The organism is Parabacteroides sp. AF19-14 (assembly GCF_003635485.1).
In the GTDB taxonomy this organism is placed as follows: domain Bacteria; phylum Bacteroidota; class Bacteroidia; order Bacteroidales; family Tannerellaceae; genus Parabacteroides; species Parabacteroides distasonis.
On sequence record NZ_QTMJ01000002.1, the window covers coordinates 353,280 to 378,720 of the forward strand.

General features: G+C 44.5%; 21 protein-coding genes and 1 pseudogene. 3 read left to right on the forward strand and 19 right to left on the reverse strand.

What is annotated here, in order from left to right:
• Positions 1 to 46: 46 nt before the first annotated feature.
• Genes DWX33_RS03160 through DWX33_RS03170 form a run of 3 tightly spaced genes read right to left on the reverse strand, consistent with a single transcriptional unit; the run spans position 47 to position 3,977 of the window.
• Positions 47 to 742: a LytTR family DNA-binding domain-containing protein gene (locus DWX33_RS03160; RefSeq protein WP_005866589.1), complete on the reverse strand. Its 696-nt coding sequence runs from the start codon at positions 740 to 742 to the stop codon at positions 47 to 49.
• Positions 739 to 1,797, reverse strand: a complete 1,059-nt coding sequence (locus DWX33_RS03165) for a sensor histidine kinase (RefSeq protein ID WP_122379827.1) — start codon at positions 1,795 to 1,797, stop codon at positions 739 to 741. Before DWX33_RS03165 ends, DWX33_RS03160 begins: the two co-directional genes overlap by 4 nt.
• Before the next feature lie 20 nt (positions 1,798 to 1,817).
• A complete protein-coding gene (locus DWX33_RS03170; protein ID WP_122379828.1) occupies positions 1,818 to 3,977 on the reverse strand; it encodes an outer membrane beta-barrel protein in 2,160 nt (719 codons plus the stop codon).
• A gap of 833 nt (positions 3,978 to 4,810) precedes the next feature.
• Here DWX33_RS03170 and DWX33_RS03175 point away from each other — a divergent pair.
• Together DWX33_RS03175 and DWX33_RS03180 are read left to right on the forward strand one after the other, a co-directional pair.
• Complete coding sequence (locus DWX33_RS03175) at positions 4,811 to 5,011, forward strand: hypothetical protein (RefSeq protein ID WP_034532133.1); 201 nt, start codon at positions 4,811 to 4,813, stop codon at positions 5,009 to 5,011.
• Between the two features lie 3 nt (positions 5,012 to 5,014).
• Positions 5,015 to 5,286 (forward strand): annotated as a pseudogene (locus DWX33_RS03180) (type II toxin-antitoxin system YafQ family toxin).
• Here the strand turns inward: DWX33_RS03180 and DWX33_RS03185 are convergent.
• The 15 genes from DWX33_RS03185 to DWX33_RS03255 all read right to left on the reverse strand — a co-directional run bounded on the left by DWX33_RS03185 (position 5,283) and on the right by DWX33_RS03255 (position 19,967).
• Positions 5,283 to 6,542 (reverse strand): serpin family protein, encoded by a 1,260-nt coding sequence (locus tag DWX33_RS03185; protein WP_122268010.1) that lies wholly within the window; start codon positions 6,540 to 6,542, stop codon positions 5,283 to 5,285. The pseudogene DWX33_RS03180 and the gene DWX33_RS03185 sit on opposite strands and share 4 nt — an antisense overlap.
• A 182-nt stretch (positions 6,543 to 6,724) precedes the next feature.
• On the reverse strand, positions 6,725 to 7,315 hold the full coding sequence (gene folE, locus DWX33_RS03190) for a GTP cyclohydrolase I FolE (RefSeq protein ID WP_005860986.1): 591 nt from the start codon (positions 7,313 to 7,315) through the stop codon (positions 6,725 to 6,727).
• A gap of 5 nt (positions 7,316 to 7,320) precedes the next feature.
• The gene (locus DWX33_RS03195) at positions 7,321 to 7,827 is read right to left on the reverse strand and encodes a hypothetical protein (RefSeq protein WP_005860984.1); all 507 of its coding nucleotides are present in this window, start codon (positions 7,825 to 7,827) and stop codon (positions 7,321 to 7,323) included.
• Between the two features lie 70 nt (positions 7,828 to 7,897).
• On the reverse strand, positions 7,898 to 8,653 hold the full coding sequence (gene tpiA / locus DWX33_RS03200) for a triose-phosphate isomerase (RefSeq protein WP_008773970.1): 756 nt from the start codon (positions 8,651 to 8,653) through the stop codon (positions 7,898 to 7,900).
• A 36-nt stretch (positions 8,654 to 8,689) separates the two neighbouring features.
• Positions 8,690 to 9,973 (reverse strand): BT_3928 family protein, encoded by a 1,284-nt coding sequence (locus DWX33_RS03205; protein WP_122379829.1) that lies wholly within the window; start codon positions 9,971 to 9,973, stop codon positions 8,690 to 8,692.
• 5 nt (positions 9,974 to 9,978) lie between these two features.
• Positions 9,979 to 10,524: a DUF1599 domain-containing protein gene (locus DWX33_RS03210; protein ID WP_005866571.1), complete on the reverse strand. Its 546-nt coding sequence runs from the start codon at positions 10,522 to 10,524 to the stop codon at positions 9,979 to 9,981.
• A gap of 158 nt (positions 10,525 to 10,682) precedes the next feature.
• Positions 10,683 to 11,933 carry a M23 family metallopeptidase gene (locus tag DWX33_RS03215; RefSeq protein ID WP_122379830.1) on the reverse strand — a complete coding sequence of 417 codons (1,251 nt, stop codon included), beginning with the start codon at positions 11,931 to 11,933 and terminating at the stop codon, positions 10,683 to 10,685.
• 210 nt (positions 11,934 to 12,143) lie between these two features.
• The gene (gene recG / locus DWX33_RS03220) at positions 12,144 to 14,240 is read right to left on the reverse strand and encodes an ATP-dependent DNA helicase RecG (RefSeq protein WP_122379831.1); all 2,097 of its coding nucleotides are present in this window, start codon (positions 14,238 to 14,240) and stop codon (positions 12,144 to 12,146) included.
• A 22-nt stretch (positions 14,241 to 14,262) separates the two neighbouring features.
• Entirely contained in the window at positions 14,263 to 14,961 is a 699-nt protein-coding gene (locus DWX33_RS03225) for a 2-C-methyl-D-erythritol 4-phosphate cytidylyltransferase (protein ID WP_122379832.1), read from the reverse strand.
• Complete coding sequence (xseB, locus tag DWX33_RS03230) at positions 14,961 to 15,158, reverse strand: exodeoxyribonuclease VII small subunit (protein ID WP_005860969.1); 198 nt, start codon at positions 15,156 to 15,158, stop codon at positions 14,961 to 14,963. Before xseB ends, DWX33_RS03225 begins: the two co-directional genes overlap by 1 nt.
• Positions 15,159 to 15,197: 39 nt before the next feature.
• The gene (gene xseA, locus DWX33_RS03235) at positions 15,198 to 16,532 is read right to left on the reverse strand and encodes an exodeoxyribonuclease VII large subunit (protein ID WP_005866561.1); all 1,335 of its coding nucleotides are present in this window, start codon (positions 16,530 to 16,532) and stop codon (positions 15,198 to 15,200) included.
• The gene (locus DWX33_RS03240) at positions 16,513 to 17,895 is read right to left on the reverse strand and encodes a S8 family serine peptidase (protein WP_008773976.1); all 1,383 of its coding nucleotides are present in this window, start codon (positions 17,893 to 17,895) and stop codon (positions 16,513 to 16,515) included. Before DWX33_RS03240 ends, xseA begins: the two co-directional genes overlap by 20 nt.
• A gap of 101 nt (positions 17,896 to 17,996) precedes the next feature.
• Positions 17,997 to 18,464 carry an Lrp/AsnC family transcriptional regulator gene (locus DWX33_RS03245; protein ID WP_005860962.1) on the reverse strand — a complete coding sequence of 156 codons (468 nt, stop codon included), beginning with the start codon at positions 18,462 to 18,464 and terminating at the stop codon, positions 17,997 to 17,999.
• 184 nt (positions 18,465 to 18,648) lie between these two features.
• Complete coding sequence (locus DWX33_RS03250; RefSeq protein ID WP_005860960.1) at positions 18,649 to 19,359, reverse strand: FKBP-type peptidyl-prolyl cis-trans isomerase; 711 nt, start codon at positions 19,357 to 19,359, stop codon at positions 18,649 to 18,651.
• Positions 19,360 to 19,379: 20 nt separating this feature from the next.
• Positions 19,380 to 19,967 (reverse strand): FKBP-type peptidyl-prolyl cis-trans isomerase, encoded by a 588-nt coding sequence (locus tag DWX33_RS03255; RefSeq protein ID WP_005866557.1) that lies wholly within the window; start codon positions 19,965 to 19,967, stop codon positions 19,380 to 19,382.
• 161 nt (positions 19,968 to 20,128) lie between these two features.
• Between DWX33_RS03255 and DWX33_RS03260 the strand changes: the two genes are divergently transcribed.
• Positions 20,129 to 20,818 (forward strand): NAD-dependent deacylase, encoded by a 690-nt coding sequence (locus tag DWX33_RS03260; protein WP_036611655.1) that lies wholly within the window; start codon positions 20,129 to 20,131, stop codon positions 20,816 to 20,818.
• A 243-nt stretch (positions 20,819 to 21,061) separates the two neighbouring features.
• On the opposite strand, the gene DWX33_RS03265 is transcribed toward DWX33_RS03260, so the two are convergent.
• A complete protein-coding gene (locus tag DWX33_RS03265) occupies positions 21,062 to 24,652 on the reverse strand; it encodes a DUF6383 domain-containing protein (RefSeq protein WP_122379833.1) in 3,591 nt (1,196 codons plus the stop codon).
• Positions 24,653 to 25,441: the final 789 nt, after the last annotated feature.

Genomic DNA, 25,441 nt, shown 5'->3' on the forward strand with positions numbered 1-25,441 from the left:
GACGCAGCATGTGCTGCGTCTCTATGACCTAGCTACAGTCATATAATTACAACGTATTCTTAAGGATACGCTTAAATACAACATCTCTGAGATTACGGGCGATCGGGATTTGATAGGATTCGATACGTAATCTATTCCCTTCTACCAGATCGACACGATCCGCATTAATTATATACGATTTATGCGTTTGGAGAAATTGATCATCGGGTAGGGATTCCCCGATCCGCTTCAAGGTTGAATGGGTCAATACTCTACCGGAAGTAGTATAGATACTAACATAATTTTCCAACGCCTCTACAAATAAGATATCTCTTAGGTAAATCTTACGCATTTGCTTCTCGCTTTTCACGAAAAACGAGGCATCCGCATCCGGCGTATTCTCCCGAGCCAACAGGTCGTGCACCTTATTCACGCCTTTTAAGAAACGCTCAAAGGAAATAGGCTTCAGCAAATAATCCACGACATCCAGCTCATACCCTTTCAAGGCATATTGCTCATAAGCGGAAGTAACGATCACTTTGGGAGGCTGGTTTAAGGTCGCCAATAAATCCAAACCGGAAAGATAAGGCATCTCGATATCTAACAAAAGTAAATCCGGCTGCTGAGTTTTCAACAGGGTATTTAATTGGATAGCGTCCTCACATACACCGGTCAAGGAGAGAAAATCCACTCGCTCCACATACGATTGCAATCCTTTACGGGCCATCGGCTCATCATCTGTTATCACGCAGGTTATTGTCATATTTCTTCTATTTCAATCATTAATTCCGCTACGAACTCAGTCTCTTCTTTCCGGGTTTCCAAACGGTGCTTATTGGGATACAATAAAGATAATCGGCGGCGTAAATTTACCAGACCGATGCCTTTACGTTGCCGTTCATCCACCGATTTACGCAACACTTCGTCCTCCGCTGAAAGCTCGGGGATGGAGTTTCGTATAAACAAACTGATCCGGTTATTTTCCCATTTCATGATAATATCCAATTGATAATCGCCACCTACGTATTTAAAAGCGTTCTCTACCAACGGGAGGAAGAGTAACGGATAAATATTCAGTTCATTCAATTCGGGCGGAAACTCTACACGCAACCGCAGGCGTTCACTCATACGAAGCTTACGCAAAGCTATATAAGTTTTCAAATAATCAATTTCTTGCAGGATACTGACCTTCTGATTGCCACCATACAGTTGGTAACGCAAGAGTTCGGATATCATCTCTAACGTGCGACGAGGCGCCTTGTTACTTTCATCAATCTGGAAATAAACGGTATTGAGCGCATTAAACAAGAAGTGAGGATGATATTGGGATTTCAAGAACTTCAATTCCGTCTGTAATTGATCATTCTTGATCTTTTCGAGTTGGATACGCTGCTCGGCGTAATCTTTATCCAATACTTGAGCTCGCTGAACATTATAGACCATAAACGCAAACAAGCTCCCTATCACGTTCGCGATTATTATATCGTCCATATGGAAAGTATCACCGATAAATATACGGGTTATTGCCAACGTAGCATTCACACCCAATATAATAAATAAGAAAGGCATTCCATACGATCTCCAAACAAATTTCCACCTATTCGGTTCTTTCGCTCTTCGGCTCTTCTCGATCTGGCTTCCAAAGTAAATAAAAAACAAATAAGAGACAAAGATTAGAATCACGATCTCTAGGATACTATTCCCCAAGGACTGTGTCCAGTAGTGTCCTTCTTTCGTATAATCCGTTACCCAGCGGATACAAGAATACAAAGAGACCGCAAAAATCAAGGCATATATCCACTTATATATCTTTTTCATAAACCATTTGTCTAGAGGTTTCACAAATTTATTCTTTTACTTTCATCTACGCTATGCTTCCGGCGAGATTCTTTCACCTCCAAACCACGATTTATACGATAGGTCAAAGAAATACCGACTACCGTCCGGTTCATCCGCTCTTTTATAAAAGCGTGCTGGGTAGGAGTCATCACGCTCATTCTCGATACATTCGAATGGAAAATATCCCGTGCGAATAACTGGATCGTTCCCCGACCTTTCCATATCTTCTTCTGGATACCGGCATTTATTTGCCATAACGGATAGATCGCAGCTTGTCCCGCCGCCATTTTCCCATTATAGAAACCGATAAGCTCAGCGCTCCAAGTCCGGGCAAAGCTAAACTGATTCGAGATCCCGATATTCGGTGTCCATCTCTTATTCACCTTTACTTGATAATTCTCCGGTAAACGATACCGGTTATAGATCAAGGATGCGCTGACGTTCACGTTCCAAAATGAGGTTAGCGGTAATTGGGAGGTACTGAGCCGGGGACCTACGCTGACGCGGGAAGAGAGATTTTCCGGTGAGACATAAACGACATAGTTCCCTTGATCCAAATAGCTCTTGATAATTACATCCTTCGTATAATTGAAAGCAAGCCCCACCCGGAATAAATCGCCATGTATATAGGCCAGTTCCAGATTATCGGATAATTCCGGGCGTAATAAGGTGTTACCTTTATCATACGTATACTCATCGTGGATATATACAAACGGATTCAGGTCCCGGTAATTCGGACGGACAATCCGTTTGCCATAAGTAAGCGACAGACTATTCCCATTCCTCAAGGCATACTGAACAGAAAGCGTTGGGAACAAGTGCGTATAATGATTGGTAAACGAGGAGTCTCTTTGATAAGCGTTACCCGATTGTTCGCCCTCTATGCGGGTATTTTCCAGACGAAGACCTGCCTCCAGACTTACAGAAGAGAATTTGGCGTCAAGCTGTACATAGCCCGCGTTTATATTCTCGTCATACTGAAAATCACAACTCAAGTCATGGTCCGGTTGCCAAGAATCACCTTGTAACCGATTATAATCAGCGTTATTATCAATAGAGACAAAAGAGGTCTTGGCGCCTGCATGGAACGTGAAGGATTTCGAGAAAGGCCACACCAGATTCGCTTGTCCGGAGTATAAATGGATTCCTCCATCCATATCCCCAAACAAGGTATCTTGGCTATTCAAATATTGGTCTTCCTCGTATCGATAACGCAAGTAATCCATAGAGGCATCCAAGACCCCACCATCAGAGTTAAAGGTATGTGTTAAACTTAAAACAGCCGTAAAATTATCCTGTGAACGATTCTGATCGTTCAAGGTGCGAAGCGAACCTCCGGTTTGCGGAGATCGCTTAGGAATGGATGAGTTCATATCTCCCTCAACCTTGTTACCCGCCAGATTACCATCCGTCGAAAACCCGATCGTAGTCTTATCCGACATTTGATAATCGATCCCGAAACGATAATAGTTTGATGTATTCTTCCAAGTTCGATAGGAAGATTGCGTCATCTGCCCGGTCTCCCCTTCCGGCCGCCAACCTTCCAGATAGTTTCTCTCCACATACAGATCATCGTAATCATTCTTCCGGGAATAGGAATAAGAGAGATAGAAGTTGAACTTATTCGTTCGCAGATTCAGGGTAGTAGAAGCGAAACCCTCTCCATATTTACCTTGGTCATAACTACCGTTTACCGAAAGGTTCATTCCTCTTCGCAATATCTTCTTCGTACGTATATCGATAATACCGGAGTTTCCGCTAGCGTCGTAACGTGCCGAGGGATGCGTAATCAAATCGATTTTATCCGTAATGGAGGCAGGAGTCGATTTTAAGAGGTTGACAAGATCTTGCCCCGATAAATAGGTCGGCTTACCATCCATCAAGATATTCGCTCCGTTTTGACCATTCAAGAAAATAGTGCCATCATTTTGTATCACGACTCCCGGCAAACTGGTCAACACGTCGTAGACATTCCCTTGGCTTTGGGTGATAGAGGCATCCAGCCTATAAGTCATCTTCCCCGGTTTCATCTCTACCGTAGGGAGCTTAGCCATGATCACCACTTCCTGTAACTTCTGGTCCGCTATCGTATCGACCTGTCCCCAACCACAAAAAGGGGTAATTATCAATAGAACTATTATAAAAAGATTCCTGCTCATGTCGTTTTTTATTTCAAAACTACATCAGCAGGAGTATCCAATCAAATTATTGTGACCAACGGAAGTATCCGGGGGATGAAAGGTAAAATCTCCTACTTTTGCCTTCTGAAGTGAATAACTTGCGGCTTGTCGAGTGAATAACTAACGAGTATACCCAGTGAATAACTAACGGCTTTAGAAGTGATTAGTTATTCACTTCTAAACGCCTTTTCTAGCTGTTGATCAAGCAAAATTCTCATTTCCATAAAGTCATCCACAAAGAGGCTTTTCTGTCTTTTTGAGTAGTATTAGAGCTTTTCCATAACATCTCATTTCCACAGGAATCACAAGATAAAGGAGGGGAGATAACAATAAACAGTGCTTTTCCAATGAAAAAGACCGTTTTCGATATACATTAGGCGACAAAAGCCTACACATACGGTCGCGTTAAGCAACGCCAGTAGTGCCATTGGGCATTATAAGCAGTCGCAAATAGGGTTGTAAGTAGTCGTGAATGGGCATTCTTACCTCCTTATAGCCCTATCGTAACACCGTTTTTCCCTCCTTTTGCTCCATCGGATATGAATTACGATGAATTATTTTCGCTAGAACAAAAGGCTATTTTTCGGCATTGCTCTATCAATGAACCGATTGCTGATTTATTTTTTCAAATTCAAGCACAAGACGTACCTTAGCCCGGAAAAATCGATTCTCCGGGACTTCCGATTACAAATTGTCAATCCTAACAAATTGTCATATCCTTCGATCGTCTTTCTCGAAATCTCTCAAAGATGATTATCAATTCAATAAAAAAACGTATTTTTGTCACATACAATCTATAAACAACCCAAGATATGGAAGTGACAGTCAAGAAAGTAGAAATTACCTTACCGGAGGTAGACATGGCCTTGCTCAAAGAACTGGCCAAGAAATTCGGTTGGAATATCGGCAGGAAGAAGTCCGGTATAGAGAAGGGGCTGGAGGATATCAAGGCAGGAAGGGTTTATAAGGCCAAAGATATGGAAGATCTAAAAAAGCATTTGCTAAATCAATAAACCATGTACGACGTACAGACTACCAAGCAATTTGATAAGAGTTTCAAGAAATGCTTGAAAAGGAATTGCAATCCAGAACTCCTATGGGAGTTATCGGCATTCTTCAAGAAACCGGTTCCCTCCCAATGCAATATCACCCCCATAAACTAAGCGGTAAATTTGAGGGCTTATGGGAATGCCATATTAAAAGCGACTGGCTCTTAATATGGCAACAAAACGATACCGAACTGGTCTTGATCATGACCGATACCGGTACACACACTGATTTATTTTAAGACTTGGGATGATCCACTCGGCCTGCGAATAAAATGGCACCCGTACTATTCTCCTTTAAGACATAGCCGAAGGGATGATCAAAACGAAGTTCCTTTAAAGTGGTAGCGGGAGGAAGCGCACTTGTATCCATATCTACTATCGTAACAGCGGCGGCTTCCGTGCCGGACTCATCGACCTTAATAAAGGTATTTTGTTTTATCAAGCCTATAAATAAAGGCTGTTCGGTTGATATATTCGTGAAGTCTGCCTCCGACTTAAAGGCATCCTTGACTCCCAATGTCCTCATCACATCTGTTAAATCCATACTTGATTCCATCGTAAAGCGAGGCAAATAGAGGTCGAACGAATAAGAACTCAGGTTACTCATCCACTGGTTCCAACGATCCGCATCCAAGTCCGCAATCAACTCATCTAGCGAGGTTTTCTTCTTATCGGACGGCATAAAAAGAACCAGACTAAACGCTCCGTTTCCATAAGGTAGTTCCACGACAGATACCTGCTCATCACCATAATAATAATTTGTCGCTTGTTGTTTCATGGTAGGAACTTTGATCTCTGATCCGTCCTTTAGATGGAACGGCTTGTCCTTTGTATCTCCCTTATCGAACTCCATTTTCCACACTCCCTTGAAATAAATGGCGTTGATCAGGCATGCCAATGTATTGGGACTGATTGTCTCCAGCATCTTAGGGATCAAATCATTCGTTTTATTGGCGCACCAATGGTTGATCTTGTCCACCGTCTCCATATTGAACGGCTCGTTATAAACCTCGGCATTATAATATGTCTGATTGGTCTTTACAAATGGTTCCAGCATTTGGAAATCATCCTTGATCCACATACTATTCGCATTCATGAAAACAGTACGACCATCCAACTTGGGAAGCTCCGTCTGCATCATTTGGGCATAAGCGTTTATCTCCTCGTTGGTTAAGCCCTCATAACCTAAGGCTTCTTGTAGCTCTGTATACGTATTACCATTCGCCCCATTCAATACCATACCCAAACAAAAGGAGGCGCTTAAAGGAGAGATACAAAAATTCGACTCCTCCTTGCCAGCCATTTCCTTATAAAAATTAAAAGCGAACTTCTGCCCTCTAGCGTTTACCTCTAGCGATTTAGTATCCAAAGGTATATCATATCGCTCAGTATCGGTTCCGAAAGGTTCTTCAGAAGAATCATTGTCACACCCAGTCAACGCAAACAAAGGTATGCAGAGACAGAGCGACAGGAATAGGTAATTGTTGGTCTTCATAACTTGATATTTTTAATGTCCTTATATCTAATTGATGAATAGGTCTCCGTAAAAGTTGCATCCCGCCTATATATTTCACGACTGTGCCCCAACGAATGGAAATGTAGGGATATAATAAAAGCCGTATCACTGCGGATCAGTTATACGGCTAAACTGGAGTAAGCTATGACGGGAGATGATGATCAGCGATTATGCTTGATCAAGTTCATGAACTCCTCGCGCGTCTTGGCTTGTTGGAAAAAGCCGGTGAAATCAGAGGTAGTCGTCAAGGAATTTTGTTTCTCCACGCCACGCATCTGCATGCACATATGCTGCGCCTCGATCACGACCATCACGCCCAAAGGGTCCAAGGTCCTCTGGATACAATCCTTGATCTGCATCGTCATACGCTCCTGTATCTGGAGACGGCGGGCGAAGATATCCACTACCCTAGGGATCTTGCTTAAGCCCGTAATATATTTCTTGGGGATATAAGCCACGTGGGCCTTGCCGAAGAAAGGCAACATATGATGCTCACAAAGGGAGAAGAAATCGATATCTTTCACGATAACCATCTGTTTGTAATCCTCTTCCTGAAACATGGCGGAACGGAGCACCGCCTCCGGGTCCTCATGATATCCCTTGGTTAAAAACTGCATCGCTTTCGCCACACGTTCCGGCGTTTTAAGCAGACCCTCACGCTCCACGTCCTCACCCAGCAAACCCAATACTTCCTTATAATGGCCGGCCAAAGCTTCCCGGGCACGTAGCGTCTCTTCGTTTACTTCTGACATTCTCTTTAATTTAGGGGAATTTTTATCTCTTCTCGTACGATATACATTTCCTTCCCGTATTTCGGGAAAGCACCCATCAACAGGCGCATCATATGATAGGCCTCCTCATGCGAGCGAAAATCTCCCACACGCAACTTCCAGAACGGGGCGTTGTAAGTGACATACGTCGGGATCTCTGGAAAAAGCTCCTTGATTTCCTTCTCCTTACGAAAAGCCTCGTCTTTCGAGACCCGTTGGTTATTACCGGAAAATACCTGCGTACGATACCCTTGTACCTTCAAGAAGGTAAGGCTATCTGTCGTCTCCACGTTCGCTCCACGCATACGCTCACCCACCATCTCGCGGATAGCGGCGGATTGATTGATAACGACCTCGCCTTTTCCCAAACCGGATCTCTGCAACGCATCGAATATGGTCGAACGCTCACCTTCCAACGCCGTCTGAGCGAATAAAGATGAAGTACCGGCCATCATAAAGGCAAATAGCAATAAGATACAAGGAATTCTTTTCATAGATAGAATATTAAAAAGAGTATCTTTCCCCATTCATTGAGGGGAAAGATACCTTCTTATTATGAATTAATTAAAAAGCCTCGATAATCGGCATGAATTTGTCAACGGCCAAAGAAGCGCCACCGATCAAACCACCGTCTACGTTCGGTTTAGCGAACAATTCCTTAGCGTTACCGGCGTTACAGCTACCACCGTAAAGGATCGTGCAGTTATCAGCTACCTCATTGCCATATTTAGCGGCCAAAGTAGCGCGGATGTGAGCATGGATCTCCTCAGCTTGCTCAGCGGAAGCAGTCTTACCTGTACCGATAGCCCATACCGGCTCGTAAGCCAAGACGATCTTGCCGAAATCCTCAGCGGAAAGATCGAACAAAGAACCAGCGATCTGAGCGTCTACTACCTCGAAGTGCTTGCCAGCTTCTCTCTCCTCCAAAACCTCACCGATACAGAAGATCGGAGTCAAACCGTTAGCCAAAGCCAACTCAACCTTCGTCTTCAAGATCTCCGGAGTCTCATGATAATAAGCACGTCTCTCAGAGTGGCCTAAGATCACATATTTCGCGCCAGTAGAAGCTACCATAGCGGCAGAAACCTCACCTGTATAAGCACCTTTTTCCTTGTCAGCGCAGTTCTCAGCGGCAACACCGATCTTGTTTGTATCGATAGCGGCAGCAACGCTTGCCAAGTGAGTGAACGGAGTACCGATGATCACATCGCAATTCGGAGTCTTACCCTTCAAAGCCTCGTCCAAACCTTTAGCCAAAGCAAGACCTTCAGCAAGAGTAGTGTTCATTTTCCAGTTTCCTGCAACAATATTCTTTCTCATAACTTAATAATTTAAATATGTAATACAAATAAATCTCTATTCAGATTCTTTTCCTTTCCGGCGACGGCGATTGCGCAAGGCATCGTATCCCCAAACCAGCAACAAAGGTACGGTAAAACTTAATAGGTTGGTTATTAGCCGGGCATCTTCTTTCGCTTTCCAGTCGGTATTTCCTTCCAGATAGCCGTTTACGATCGTTTTCAGCTCTTCTTCCTGTGGGATATCGTTGTAATGCCACTTCATCAAGATCGTACCTTTCTTCAGCAAGACCAATCCCGGATTGGAGCGGATGATTGTTTTCAAAAGGACATCATCGGCCATAAGAAACGGATACTCGGCACCGGTATTATCACTCCATGTAGCGATAGCCTCGGCGGAAGAACCCGTCACGCAATAAAAGCCCAAGCCGTTCTCCAAGGCGTAATCGTATACATTGTTGATCTCGTCGATACGCTCATCATCCGCATTCTCCAGACGGGGAGCGATCAAAAGAAAGAGACCTTTCGGGTCGTTCAGCAACTCATCAGTCACGTCTGCGTCATTCTCATTATAAATATGAAATGTGGTAACGGGGGGAACGTATCCTTGTTTGATCAGCTTGGTCTTTGAATCCACGAAAGTCCACGTACTATCATCGGCCGGGGCGTTCTCCAAAGAAAATTCTTTCTGTACGCCATCCTTCTCGTAAATAAAAGAATACGCATATTCATCCTCGGGCGCACCTTCCGGTATCGACATCAAGGCAGGGATATTCGCACCCAACTTATAGGGACGGAAATCCAAGATCGGCAAATGATTATAATTCCGGTAAGCGAAACCGATAGCGAAGACATATGCCCACAAGGCCACGAACCAGTAGACATGGTAGGTATAGCCTTGTAAAAGCCGCTGATTATGGATGAACACGTAAATAGCGGCGGCCAAAAGTACGACATTCTTATAGAAGGTCTGCCAATTGCTGATCACCAAGGCATCCCCGAAGCAACCGCAATCCGATACGGGATTGAAAATCGCCAGATACAGCGTCAGCGGCGTCATGAAAGACATCATCAGCAAGGTCAAGAAGGTCGTATACCGCCGATACACTCCTACTAACATACATACACCCAGCATGAACTCCAGAGCGGACAAATTAAAGGAGATCAATACCGTAAACGGTTGCAGCTTATCCAGCCCAAAGGAAGTCAGATAGTCGCCAATTTTAATGGCTCCCCCCATGGGATCGACAGCCTTCACTGTCCCGGAGAAGATAAAGACAACTCCCAGTAACAGGCGGCAGACCTCCGCGATCACTTTCTTTACGGTTTCCTTATATTCCATGTAGCTCACTCCTCGCCAAACTCCAGCTTAATCAAGCCGAAGAGGGCATAATTGATCATATCCATGTAGTTAGCGTCCACTCCCTCGGAGACGAGTGTCTTGCCTCCATGACTCTCGATTTGCTTGGTCCGATAAATCTTCATCAAAATAAGATCCGTGTACGAGCTGATACGCATACTGCGCCACGCCTCATCATAGTCGTGATTCTTGGCGTACATCAGTTCCTTCGTCTCAGTGATGTATTTATCGTATAATTCCAAGGCTTTATCTATCGTGATATCGGTCGTATCCGCGAATCCCAACGCCAACTGGATCAAACCGATCACGCCATAATTAACGATGGCGATAAACTCCGGACGGATTCCCTCGTCCACCATGCTCGTCCCCTTAATCTCCAAGCTACGGATACGGTTCGCCTTGATAAATATTTGGTCAGTAACCGACTGGGGACGCATAATCCTCCACGACGGCCCGTAATCCTTCAACTTCTTCCCGAACAACTCCCGGCACAGGGAGATCACTTGCTCGAATTGTTCCTTTGTATTTGGCATACTATCCTAGATTATACCCGCGAATATAGGAAAAAAGACGTAGATGTTCTCGAAAATTCAAGACAACAAAAGCTAATAAGATAAATGAAAAGAGGTTACAACGAAAAGGAGCCACTTTATAAGCGGCTCCTTTTCGTTTTCTTACATCTTATATATCGTTATGAACAGCGTAATGAGCGTCCTAAACGCAACACGGTAGTCTTTGTGATACCGTTCAATTCGCAAAGTTTACTAACGGAAGTACCGTATCTTTTAGCGATAGCGCCAAGCGTATCACCGGATTTAATACGATGATAAACCGGAGTAGCCTCCACATCATTCATTGTATTCGTATTTTCTCCTAAAGAAGCGGTAGCGGAAGAACTTGCCTGTACCGTGATTTTCTTAGAAGATCCGGAAGCGGTCGATTTCTTTTGAGTTTGAGCTTTTGGAGTCGCTTTAGCTGCGGTTTCCACACCGGCACTACAACGAATGGACTGGCCGATACGCAGCATGGAAGTACCTTTCAATCCATTTAAGCGGCAAAGCTCATTCACTGTTGTACCATACATACGAGCGATCTTGCCTAATGTGTCACCGGATTTTACACGGTGATAAACCATTTGCTCATTTGAGGATGTATAAATATTACTCTTGCGTCCATTGATCTTTACATTGTGGAATACATATTGATCTTGGTAAGGCACACAACTCTCGAAATCAATAATATCGGCAGGATTAAGAGCCTGACCTAAGAAACGAGTCTCGAAATGCAAGTGAGAACCGGTAGAACGTCCTGTATTCCCCCCCAAGGCGATCGGGTCTCCCGCATGAACGATATCATTTACACCAACCAAAAATTTAGATAAATGGCCATATACAGTCTCCAAACCATTCGGATGACGAACCACTAAATAATAGCCATACCCTCTGCGCTCGAAATTCTTAATACGTACCTTACCATCGAAAGCCGCACGGATTGTATCACCGATCTGTACCTTTAAATCAACCCCTTTATGCATCCGACGCCGGCGAGGACCATACTTAGAGGTAACCCGGATCATCGTATCGATCGGCAAAACAAACGCCGAACAATCAATCACGCAAGAATCCGGCATATCTACCTTTTTACCCCGGAAAGGATTCACCCATTCATTTGTCCATTCGCCATATAATTCATCGGCAGGGAACATCAAGTTCTCTCTCGCCTCCAACTCCGCTTTCTCATTAATCTCCGCAAGCTCCTTCAAAGCCATATCTTTCTTAAAGCCAACACGGTCGGCCATTAACTCAGATACACGCTTGTCCATAAGTTTGTGGGTTGGATGATTGGGAGTCTCCGGAGTTTCCGGTTTCACCGGGTTCTCCGCATTAGCAGTCGATACCATCACAGCGGCACAACAAATGAATAGAAATGTCCTTATACTCATTTTTTGATAACTTTCATTCTTATAATTCAGGATAAAACGGCAATACCCGGCATCTCTGCCTGATTGTCAACTTGTCAAAGTTCGGAAATTTGAATAAGCCGACAAAATTGATTAACGAAAAATTTCTGCAATGACTTTGAATAAAAGCAAAACAAGCGAATAAACGAACTAAATATCAAAGACTTACAGAACAATATGTTTCACAACATATTAGCTAATCATTCCCCAATTTATCTTCCTTGTGAACAGAGTTTTGAGCCTTTCGCTCAATATCCGGTGCTGTTCGGACAATAATTCGGGGTCTTCGTCAAGAACTCCTTGAGCGATATCCCGCGCATACTGAAGTATTTGTCCATCGGCCGCCAAGTCCGCTATTTTAAGGTCTATCCCCTCGCCACTTTGTCGGGTACCTTCCAAATCTCCATGTCCCCGGAGACGGAGATCCGCCTCAGCGATCTCAAAGCCATTCGTACTGTTCACCATAATCTCCAATCGCTTACGAGTATCATTACTTAGTTTATAGGATGAGACCAAGATACAATAGGATTGTTCAGCACCACGTCCTACCCGGCCACGAAGCTGATGAAGTTGAGAGAGGCCGAAACGTTCAGCACTCTCGATCACCATGACGGATGCGTTCGGCACGTTCACGCCAACCTCTATAACCGTAGTAGCCATCAAGATTTGCGCCTCGCCGGAGATAAACTTCTGCATCTCGGTATCCTTATCCGCCGCTTTCATACGGCCATGTACCATACATACCTTATATTCAGGGAAAACCTCCTTGAACGTCTCAAAACCGGCCTCCAAGTCTTTATAATCCAGTTTCTCATTTCCTTCAATCAACGGATATACCACATAAACCTGACGCCCCTTTTGTATCTCTTTCCGAAGGAACTCATACAATTGCGCCTTTTTATTATCATAGCGATGAAGCGTTTGTATCGGTTTACGTCCCGGAGGTAACTCATCGATCACCGATACATCCAGATCCCCATACAAAGTCATCGCCAAAGTACGGGGAATCGGGGTAGCCGTCATCACCAGCACATGCGGCACGATAGCGTTCTTCATCCAAAGGCGTGAGCGTTGCTCCACACCAAAACGGTGCTGCTCATCGATAATCGCTAATCCCAACGAAGAGAAAACCACCGTCTCCTCAATCAACGCATGCGTCCCGATCACGATCTGGATCTCACCGCTGGCAATAGCCGGTAATATCTTATCCCGCTCCTTCTTCTTGGTAGATCCAGTCAAAAGAGCGACCTTCACGTCCATATCTTTCAGGAATCCCATGATCGTCGCATAATGCTGGGTCGCCAAGATCTCGGTAGGAGCCATCATACAAGCTTGGCAATGATTATCTATCGCCAATAGCATAGACAATAAGCCTACCAAAGTCTTGCCACTCCCCACATCACCTTGCAGCAGGCGATTCATTTGCCGCCCGCTACCCATATCGATCCGGATCTCACGGACTACCCGCTTCTGGGCGTTCGTCAACTCAAAAGGAAGATACTCTTTATAGAACGTATTGAAATAATGGCCGACCGTAGGGAAAACGATCCCTTTTAGCTTCAGTTTCCGAACGCTAGCGGTACGTAATATATTTAATTGTATGAAGAAAAGCTCGTCAAACTTCAAACGTAACTGGGCGTCACGCAACTTAGCGGCAGATTCCGGGAAATGGATATTCCGCATCGCCTCTGTCATAGACATCATATGGATCCGTTTCAATACGTCGGGGGAAAGCGTCTCCGGAAGTTTCCAGTTCAGCCAGCTTAACAACGTATATTGCAGGTTCTGGATCGCCCGGGAATTCAGAAACGACTTTTTCATCTTCTCCGAGGTATTGTAGAACGGGGTCAAGCCTCTCGCCACTTGATCCGCTTGGTCCAATAAATCAATATCCGGATGTGGTATATTATAGGTATGACCGAACTCCGTAGGCTTTCCGAAAACTATATACTCGGTATTGGGACGATACTTATCCGTCACATAATTCAAGCCCTTGAACCAGAGCAAATCGATCGTGCCCGTACCATCCGAGAACTTGCCGACCAGCCGTTTACTCCGCCCCTCGCCTAGCGTATCGAAATAGAGAATCTGGCCTTTCAACTGGATATAAGGCATATTCCCACTGATCTCAGCTACTTTATAAAACCGGCTGCGATCTATATATTTATAAGGAAAATAAAAGAGCAAGTCCTCATACGACGATATCCCCGCTTCCTTTTGCAGGATATCCGCCTTCTTGGGTCCTACTCCCGGCAAGTACGTAATCGATCGCTTATCAAGGTCCAGCATAACGTCTATGAGTTTTTAGGGTTTACCGGGCAAACATCGCTTCCGCTATTAACAAATCAAAGGGCGTGGTAATCTTGATATTCTCACGATCACCGGGAACCGTATCAATCGCATACCCCATCGCCTCCACCACGGAAGCGTCGTCCGTAAATAAAGACGAATAAGGTTGCTCATAGGCTTTTGTCAATAATTCCAGATGGAAGACTTGCGGAGTTTGTACAGCCATATAGCGGGAACGGTCCACCGGATGGCTCCCTTTCTCATCCGTCTCCCGCAGGGAATCGATCATCGGCACCACCGGAATAACGGCTTCCATGACAGCCGCCTTATCAAAGCAGGCTCCAATAACCTCCGGAGAGACGAAAGGACGAACGCCATCGTGCACAGCGACCAAACTCAGACCGCTATCCTCCTCCCCCTTCCGACGCCTCTCCGCCAAAAGCCAATCCAACCCATTCTTAACCGAGAAGAAGCGAGTATCTCCCCCTTTCACGATCGCATGCGGGACCTTGCAGCCGATTTCCTTGCAAAGCATATTCCAATACGGCTGATGATCCTCCGGAAGCACAAGGATTATACGTGCGGAAGCATCCCAACGATGAAAAGCCTCTAACGTATGCATCAAAAGAGGTTTCCCCCGCATAGGAATAAACTGCTTCGGCAGATCTCCACCCATACGAAGCCCTTTCCCCCCGGCAACGATCAAGACGTACTTATCCATCAATCCAATTCCTCCAAAACTTTTTTAACTTCCTCATCCACTTTATACAGCTTCTCCTTGCAAAGCTTGATCAGACGAGTAGCTTCTTTTACCTTCTCGGACAGGATATCGACATCCAAGTCTCCATTCTCGATCTCAGCCACGATCTTACGAAGTTTCTCGATCGCCTCGTTATATGTTTCTTCTTTCTTCGCCATATTAATTATGTATTTATCGGACGGTTATAAAACCACCCTCTATGGTTTGATAATACTTTTTATTTCACCATCGATGAAGCGAGTCGTCAGTTCTTCGCCGGCTCGCAAATCAGAGGCATGTTTGATAATCTTGCCATCTTTCAAGGCTAAGCTATATCCCCTCTTCAATATATAATCAGGAGAAGCCATCTTGATAAACTGCTCCGTAAGCTGGATAAAACGCCCACTCTCGGAAAGTTTAGAGGTAATACCGTTCCGCAAGCGAAGTTCCGTATTCTCAAGCACCGACTGGCGGCGTGATAACAAACCCGATGCCATCGCAGGTAAACGGCTCGCTATCGTTTGCAGTCCCGAACGATTCCGCTCGATCCGGCTTGTCACGATAGAAGGGAAACGGGTCGCTACCAATTGTAAATAGTTTTTCTGTCGGGATAGAATATCCATAGCCAATAAACTCACGTCTTGACGCAAACTCTCCAACTCCTCACCAACGCTATCCATTCGGGAAATAAGGAACTCGGCGACAGCGGTCGGTGTCTTCATCCGGGTATGCGCTACCAAATCTACAACCGTATCATCCCGTTCGTGCCCGATACCCGTGATAATCGGTAAAGGGAATTGAGCGCAATTCGCCGCCAACAGATAAGAATCGAAGCTATTCAAGTCCGAGGTAGCCCCACCCCCACGGATAATCACGACCACATCAAAAAGATCTTGATGTTGATAAATCCGGTCTAAAGCCGCTATTACAGAAGCCTCCGTCCGTTCTCCCTGCATCAAGGCGGGGAATAATTTGGTATAGAACGGATAACCTCCTTTATTCCGTGTCAACTGATTCATAAAATCCTCGTAGCCGGCAGCCGTCGGAGAAGTAATGATAGCGATTCTCCTAGGAAGTAGCGGAAAAGGCAATTCCTTATTCAGTGTAAAGACCCCTTCCTCCTGCAATTGGCGGATAATCTCCATACGCTTACGCACCATATCACCTAACGTATAAGCCGGATCTATATCAAGCACCGTAAGACTCAATCCATACAACTCGTGGAACTCAACAGACACCTTCACCAACACTTTCAAGCCGGAAGCGAACATCTGACCGGTCTCCATCTCGAAATAAGGTTTCAACATACGAAACGTCTTCGCCCAGATAGACCCTCGTACCTTGGCCACCAATTGCCCGGTCTGCACATTCTTCTCCACAAACTCCAGATAACAATGTCCGGAAGAAGTATTCACCCGCACATCGCTCATCTCCGCACGCACCCAGCAAGTCTCCGGGAAAGCCCTCGACAGCGCACCCCGTATACGAGTATTCAGCTCTAACAAAGATAGAGCCTCTTTCTCACCCGATAAGTTATTTAGATTCGGCCGCATATTTACGCTCTTGTTTATAAGCTTTGTACACATCCGGGATGCCATATCCCAACTCAGCGTCCGGTTGCTCAAACTTACTGCCGAAACGCTGCAAAAGAGAGATTATATCCTTATTCGTCAGACTGGGAAACGCTTGCCATAGACAAACACCCAACCCCGCTAAGATCGGCGTAGCGAAAGAGGTACCATTCGCATAACGGATATTCCCCGTAGGATCTATCACGCAACAGCCCGTACCCAAGGCAACCACATCCGGCTTCACCCGGTAATCCGCCGTAAAGCCGACAGAACTGAAATTACTTTTCTTCTTACGATCCGTGATAGCGCCCACTGTCAATATATCCGGGGCATCCGCAGGAAAGGTTATCTTTCCCCAGCTACCGCCCCCCTCGTTGCCGGCGCTACTAAACAACAAGATCCCTTTTGATGAAGCCATCTTAGCGGCACGACTGATCAAGGAAGTCCTCCCGTCCAATTGATCTTGATGATAGTTCAGGGCCTCTACATCAAAAGAGAAATACCCCAACGAAGAAGAGACCACATCCACTCCCACGCTATCGGCAAATTCCATAGCTGCCGTCCAATAATCCTCCTCGATGGGAAACTCCGAACGGCTATCCTCGCTCTTTATCAGCCAATATTCGGCTTGGGGAGCCGTACCGACCATCAAGCCCGGCGCATCAGCGGCCAAGCAAGATAAGACCTTCGTCCCATGATCATCCCCGATGAAAACGCTTCGGCCGGGGAAAACCACGTTATGCGTTCCTAATAACCGCAAGGAATCAAATACGCTGATCCGATCCACGTTCATGAAACCGGCATCGACCACGGCCACACGCATACCCTTACCCTTAAAGCCCGCCTCATGCAATTTGATACCGTTCAGCATCTTGATCTGCTCCTCGGCATAACCGTAAGGCGATTTCTCCGGTTTATCTATTGGCATAAACCGTGTCGTATCATTCTCCTCCCTAGGAATATCGATTTCCTCGTCACCTTTCCAGACCCATTTCACGGAATCCACGATCGGGAGGCGCAAGAGACGCTCAGCGACCAAGCTATCCGGACTGGACACCACGACCGTAGAGAACCATTTACTCTCCAGCACCGGTTTTCCTCCATTGGCGGACAAGGTATCCAGATAAGCTTGAGCGATCGGCAAATCCGATTCCGACACCGATATACCTTGCCGGTTCCGTCGCTCGACAGACTCCTTGGAAAGATATTCCTCCGGGTTATCCAGCGTATAACCGGAATCCCCTTTATCTTTCAAATACACCCGAAAACGAAAACTTTCCCCCGCATGTACTCCCAAAGAAAACAAACTGAATACGAAAACGAATATTCCTATATATTTACTCATAGAACCTCACACAATTACGAATTACAAAGATAGATGATACCGCCGAATAAACAAAAAAGCCCGGCACTGGAATAGGCCGGGCTCATGTATAATTCTTCGTCTTATTCATTGATATTACAGATAGGGATCTCACGTTTAACACTTTGGCGTAAAGAAATCAAGGTCTCTGTAGCCGTAACACCCGGTATCTCTTGAATCTTGGAGTTCAAAAGTTCCATCAAGTGCTCGTTATCACGGGCATACAGCTTGATCAGCATCGTATACGGACCCGTAGTGAAATGGCATTCTACCACTTCGGGTATTTTCTCGAATTCCGGGACAACATCCTTGTACATAGATCCACGCTCCAATTTCACGCCGATATAGGTACATGTATTATACCCCAATATTTTAGGATTGATGTGATACCCTGAGCCAACGATCACATTCATATCAATCATGCGTTGAACCCGTTGATGAATAGCTGCACGAGATACACCGCACTCCTCGGCAACATCTTTAAAAGGAATCCTAGCATTCTTTGAAATAATGTTCAATATCTGCCGGTCCAGTTTGTCTATCTTCTCCATTTTAAATTCGCTTTATTATATGCATTCAGATTTAATGTATCAAAAGTATATAATAAATTTGAATCATATATCATTCTGAAAGAAAAAAGTAATCAATAAATAATAAAAGCGGGCAAAAAATGCTTTTTAGCATAATTTGCCCGCCTATTATCTTACAAACGTTCCGTTTCTATTTCTTCGCTACTTATTCTTTTACGATGTCAAGCAACTCAACCTCGAACTTCAATACGCTGTTCGGTTTGATATCTTGTCCTGCGCCACGTTCGCCATAAGCCAACTCAGCCGGGATCCAGAAGATATATTTAGAACCGACCGGCATGATCTGCAAGCCCTCAGTCCAGCCCTTGATTACTTGGCCAACACCGAACTCAGCCGGCTCACCACGATCCACGGAGCTATCAAACTTAGTACCGTCCAATAGAGTTCCGGTATAATGAACTTTTACCTTATCGGTAGCGGTCGGCTTCGCGCCTGTACCTTCTTTCTCTACCTTATATTGCAAGCCGCTCTCAGTCGTGATAACGCCTTCTTTTGTCTTATTCTCCGCCAAGAACTTATCGCCCTCTTCTTTTGTCTTCTTAGCCTCGCGAGCCTGAGCCTCTACGAAGTAAGTCTGCAAATATTGTTGAGCCTGTTGCGGATTCATCTTCATCGCAGAAGAATCCCCTTTGATAGCTTGGATAAAACCAGCGATCAAATCATCTACGTTAGCCTCACCACCCGGCAAAGTCTTTAAGTTTTCCTTATAACCGGCACCTGTGCTGATACCAATAGCGTAGCTTGCGCTATCGATAGAAGTCTTCAAGCTCGCGCTTTTGTGAGAATCACCGCAAGAGGTGAAAGATGCGCCCATTGCTACAATCACTGTAGCGACTAATACACTTAACTTTTTCATTTTTCTTTAACTCTTATATATTATTTTTCGATATCTAATAACTCAACGTCGAAGATCAACGTACTATTCGGCTCGATAGCCTCACCTGCCCCACGCTCGCCATAAGCAAGGTTAGACGGGATAAACAATCTCCATTTAGAACCGACCGGCATCAACTGCAAAGCCTCTACCCATCCCGGGATTACCTGTGAAACACCGAATACGGCGGGCTCGCCTCTCTGTACGGAGCTATCAAACACCTGACCGTTGATTAACGTACCGTGATAGTGGCATTTTACCTTATCGTTCGCCGTAGGTTTAGCGCCTGTACCATTCTTCAGCACCTCGTATTGCAAACCGCTAGGCAACTCTACCACACCAGCCTTATGCTTATTGATAGAAAGGAACTCCTCACCGGCTTTCTTATTGATCTCCAGTTTCTCTTGTTGAAGCTTCATGAAGTAATCATTGATCACTTGTTTTGCCTCATCATAACTAAGAGCAGGTTTTGCCTCTGTTAAGACGTCATTCAATCCCTGTACAAAATCTTCCACTTGAAGATCCTTGATGCCTGAGTTCTGGAAATTATTTCCGATACTTAAGCCAAGCGCATAACTTACTTTATCCATTCTTTTTTCTTGTTCAACTAATTATAAGCCACAAAAGTAATGCTTTTAATCGTATAACAGCATTTTGTAAGAACTTTTTATTTCATTCAAAGCTTTTTACGAAATAAAGTCGTAACTTCGTAACTATTAATATATACATCTATACATTAAACAAGTAACAGATGAAAAAGTTAGTCATACTTACCGGAGCGGGAATGAGCGCGGAGAGCGGTATCTCCACTTTCCGTGACTCGGACGGGTTATGGGAGAAATACCGGGTGGAAGATGTCGCCACGCCGGAAGGCTTCGCCGCCAACCCTAAATTGGTTCTCGACTTCTACAACCAGCGCAGAAGAGAGTTATTGAATACGAAACCTAACGCCGGTCACCTCGGCCTTGCCGCCTTGGAGAAAGATTTCGACGTACGGATCATTACCCAGAATATCGATAACTTACATGAACGCGCAGGTAGCAGCCACGTGATCCATCTGCATGGAGAGTTGATGAAGGCATGCTCCGTAAGGGATCTGGACACGACCTACGATCTATCGCCGGAGAACCCGGATATTCATCTGGGTGACAAGGACCCTCACGGAAATCAGCTACGTCCTTTCGTCGTATGGTTTGGAGAGGCGGTACCCATGATAGAGCCTTCCATCAAGCTGGTGGAAGATTGTGATATCTTCGTGATTATCGGCACCTCCTTAAACGTCTATCCTGCCGCCGGTTTGCTGAACTACGTGCGTCGGGGCCAGCCGATCTATTTGATCGACCCGAAAGATGTACGTACTTATCGCGACGACATCGAGCATATACAGGCCGGAGCCTCGGAAGGGGTCAAGAGGCTGACGGAGTTGCTTACGCAGAATTAAACAATTCATACACTCATTAGGTCTGACGAAGGCAAGTATAAACACGAAGTCCTTGGCATGCGAACACATTGCCAAGGACTTGTTTTTTTATCCGCTTCCATCCTCACGGAAGTACTTACGGATGAACTTTAATTTATTACTTTAGTATTAATATTAATCCAATTCCCGCCTGTTCATCCGTCACGGATTACTTGGATCGATACCCGCACGGGAATTGTATGATTATCTTATTTCGTTTATTTCTTATTTCACGATTGCCTTTACAGCTTCCTCGCCGTCAACAGCTACCGCTACGATACCGGCAGGTACAGCGATTGTAGCGTTATCGGAGGTAAGAACAGTCTCAGCGACAACCTTACCTAAGATATTCGTGATAACGATAGACTTACCGGCTGCGCCTTGAACGGTTACAGTACCGTTGCCGGCTACGATAGATACGCCTTCAGCGTTAGCGCCTTCGATAGATGTTACCATATCCTCAGCGTCAGTCTTCTGGTATGCGTTGAAGATCAAGGCACCGTCAGAACCAGTCTTAGCTGCATCAAACTTAGAATCACCACGAGTCAATACCAAGCAACCATTCTGCATCTTCAACCATGCGGCGTAAGAAGGAGCGATAGAGCCGGCTACAGCCTCATTGTAACCCTTAGTAGCTTTACCACCCAAAGAGATATAACCCTTGCTATTATCCTTGCTGTCTACCAACACATCATCAAGAGTTGAAATAGCACCCTCATTGTAGATGTTAGACTCGAACAAGAACTCATTAGCCTCACCTTCCTCAGCCGTTACGCCAGCCACATTAGACGGAGTTACATAACGGAATGACCATGTTACGTTCTTATGGTTGTCACCTTGCAAGTTCACGATATACTTCGTGTTGATCTTAGCTTTCGTGTATGCATCGATGATATCTGCTACGTCCAACTTAGCCGGATCCATATCCTTGAACTCATTTACCAAGATAAACAAACTGTCGCCTGCGTGAATAGCCTTCACGAAACCTACGCGAGTGTAACCGCCATCAATATCCATATACGGAGTCTCCAATTCGTGATCCTTGATCATAGCGGAATCGCCAAAGCTTACCAAATACTTACCATAATGGAAACCAGCATGGGCCTTAGTAGCGTGAGAACACTCAGCGGCACTAACTTGATGACCCGCATTATCAAAGTGATTGTGTTCGTATGTACAAGGAACACCCGGAGTACCGGCTTGGTCGTTACGAGCCACAGAAACCAAATATTGAGGTTTGATGTTGCCCAAGCCACGATTTACCCAAACAGAGTCGATGATGAATGCCAATTTGCCATTAGCCTTTTCCTTGTTCCAGATACCGGCGTAATCAACATCCTTATCCAGCAAGTTCTTGTTCCACTCATCCATCAAGTACTCACCACGAGTCTTCTCTACGAAGTACAAGCTATCAGCGGTTTCGCTCTCACCTAAAGCGACGTTGTTGAAACGGCGGTATAATGGGGAGTCATCGATCTCCACAGCGAATGCGGAAGTACGGATTTCATTCTGGCCATTAAGCTTGTCATTCAAGTCACCTTCTGTCAAATCCAAGGTGTTATCATCAACAGAGACTTTAAGACTAGCATAGTTAGTTGAAGAACCACTAACCTCTTTAATGGTAGGCTCCTTATCTAAGACAGTCTTGCCATCTATTTTTCTGAAGAAATAAGCAGCATTCTTACTATTATCGTTAACATATCCGTTACCATCCTTATCATACATAGGGTAATAATAGTAAGTTTTCTTTACCATCTCTCCATTTTCCATAACATCATAAGATTCAGAAGATCGTCCCACAATATTATCACCACCCTCTAGCTCTTCTTCATTTATGTAGTACTTATAAACATTTGCCTTTACCAACGCATAGTAATGCTTACCATCGATGCAGTTATTCTCTTTCAAGAAGAATGGGGTCGCTTTTTTCTTCATCATGTATTTCTTAGCGACATCATCGTAAGACAAATAACGCTTCTCGCCATTAACAGCATTATATACATAATAAACGTTTCTCACTAATGTATCGCCAACACCGTACGTATCATTCTCTACAACCAATTCCAAACGGAAGTTTGACTTACCGTCGTTCTCGTCTACACGTACGATAGAATCCTTACCTGCCGGAGTGTACAGATATTTATCCAATGCCAAACCATGCAAGTAATTGAAAGTATAAGTCTGAACTTTAGCCTCATCAGCGGATACATATTTGTAACCTAACTTCTTGTCGGCAACCAATTCATCCGCAACTTTCTTGAAAGACAAGGTATCAGTTCCATGTCCGTAGAAACAGAATACATCATCACTACCTTCCACCTTAAAGAACTGAAGAGGAGAAGTAGTCTTTAATCTATCATTGAACTCACGGTTCGTGATATTTACTGTAGCCGTATTGGAAGTACCGTTCTTCTCAACTACCCATTGAGCGGCAGGTATATGATTGAAATCTTGTCTCTTAGCTTGATATGTCCAACCGAAACTTCCGGCCAAGTTCGCCAAAGCGTAAGTGCCATTTTTCTCCGGTTGGTTTCCACCTGTAGATTTATACTGGATCGTATAGACACCATTAGGAATGGTTGTCAATGTCAAGCCTGTGAACTTCGTTCCGATCGTAATCTTTACGTTCTGATCGCCCGGAGCAGGATATAATTTATTGCCACTACCATCAATGCCCTTACGAGTACCAACACCGTCCTCATCTTTCGCAACATTGACAGTCAATACATTCATACCGTTCAATTGAGACATGTAGATGTACTCGTCTTTAACTGTTTCCAGTGGCTCTGACGTACCACTCTGAGTCCACGTAGAGTTGTTGTTCTCTTTCAAGAATGCTTTCCATTGATCGTCATTCTTATCACCTTTCTTATATTCATGAGCTACCTCCGCTACTTGAACATACAATTCTTCCTTCGCGGCATTATAAGAAAACTTAAACTTGTATGAGCCGTCCAGACGTTTAGCCTTATCTGCATACTCCATATGGTCATAAGTATATTTCAAAAGCTTGTCGGATTCCGTACCGCCATAGTAAGCCGTATCAACAACTACATAAGCATCTTTCCCATCAAATTTTTGATCTTTAGCCTGTAAATAAACATAACCACCACCAGCATTCTGAGCGTTCAAAGCCGTAGCTGTCATTAAATTGCTTTGCCCTTTCGTAACTTCCGGATCCATGTTCAATCCAAAGAACAACTCAGCAGGTTTGTCCGTCTCTACTGATTGCAATAATGTATTCAAGTCATCAGCACCTAAAGGCATTGGAGTCTCACTAGGTTTCTCGCTCTTTAACGCAACTACCGTACCCAATTTATCCAAAGTCTTAGCCTTGACCAGATAATAACCAATCGCAGGATCATTAGCAATAGCCAAGATATAATCTCCGTTGTAAGAAACGATAGTATTTACATTATTTACCGTTTCACTCACCCATTCTGTAGCGGAGCCACCACCTAACGTAAGAGCGATCTTCTTTGAATTCTTCGTATCCTCCAAGTTGTAAGCCGTAGCAGGATCGACAGCCAAAGTCAAGCTTGTAGCCTTATTCACGAATGAATAAAGGTCTTTGCCTAAAGAGGTTTTCTTAGCGGAAACAGTCCAAGTAGCCTTGTTCAAGGAAGAAAGATTCGTTGAAACATTCGCCGAATTGTTCAATTTGCCGAATTGTTCTCCTGTCTCAACAGTCAAGTATTTACTACTTTCTGTTCCCAACAAGATTACGTCGCCTTTCTTCGCATCAACCTGCGCACCTGCGGAAAATGCAGTCGCAAGCATGGCACTAGCCAGAAACGTTGTAAACTTTTTGTTCATAAATCGAAAATTTAATATTAATAATAGTGTTAATTAAATACCGTTCAACACTTTAAATCATCGACCACTACTCGAAAACGACTAGTCTAAACGATCGTCTAGATCTTGCGTTTTTTAAGGGGGTAAAAAGAATGGTTCGTGAAAGGAATCGGCTGTTTCGTAACGGATAGCCTATTTGATTGATAAGAAAGAGGATAAGGGGTGAAAAAAATAGCTCAGAAGGGTTGCAAGTATCGAAGAAACGCGTACCTTTGCAAATGACTAAAAGAATCGATCGTTTAAACTAGTCGTTTCTATCCCATAAAAGATTGTCAAACATCAAGGTTTTTAACTATATATAATGTACAGGCGTACATTAAAATAATGTAAACCTATCAAAGCATAAGATCTGAATCAAGCTTCCTCTTTGACACAAAAGTATTGATAGTACCGCTAGCTTCGAGTTATAGGTATTTTATAGGCTCACCCGATAATCATTGGGGATATCTTCAGGCTCATCTATATTTCAGCCGGCAGCCTAAGATAAGTCGGCCAACAGATGAGATCATGAGATAACTATTTCCATATAAATCGCTGTCTTATAAACTATTAATCAACAGACCAACTCACTTGAGAAAGGCTTCCCAAGTGAATAACTAACCACTTCCAGACTCGTAAGCTTACGGCTACCCCCAGCCGTAAGTTATTCACTTGACAAACCGTAAGTTATTCACCTGACAAGGCATAAATTATACATTAACCGTCTCTTCCCCGATGGTTATCGGGAAATGGCAGAGGAACTATAGATAC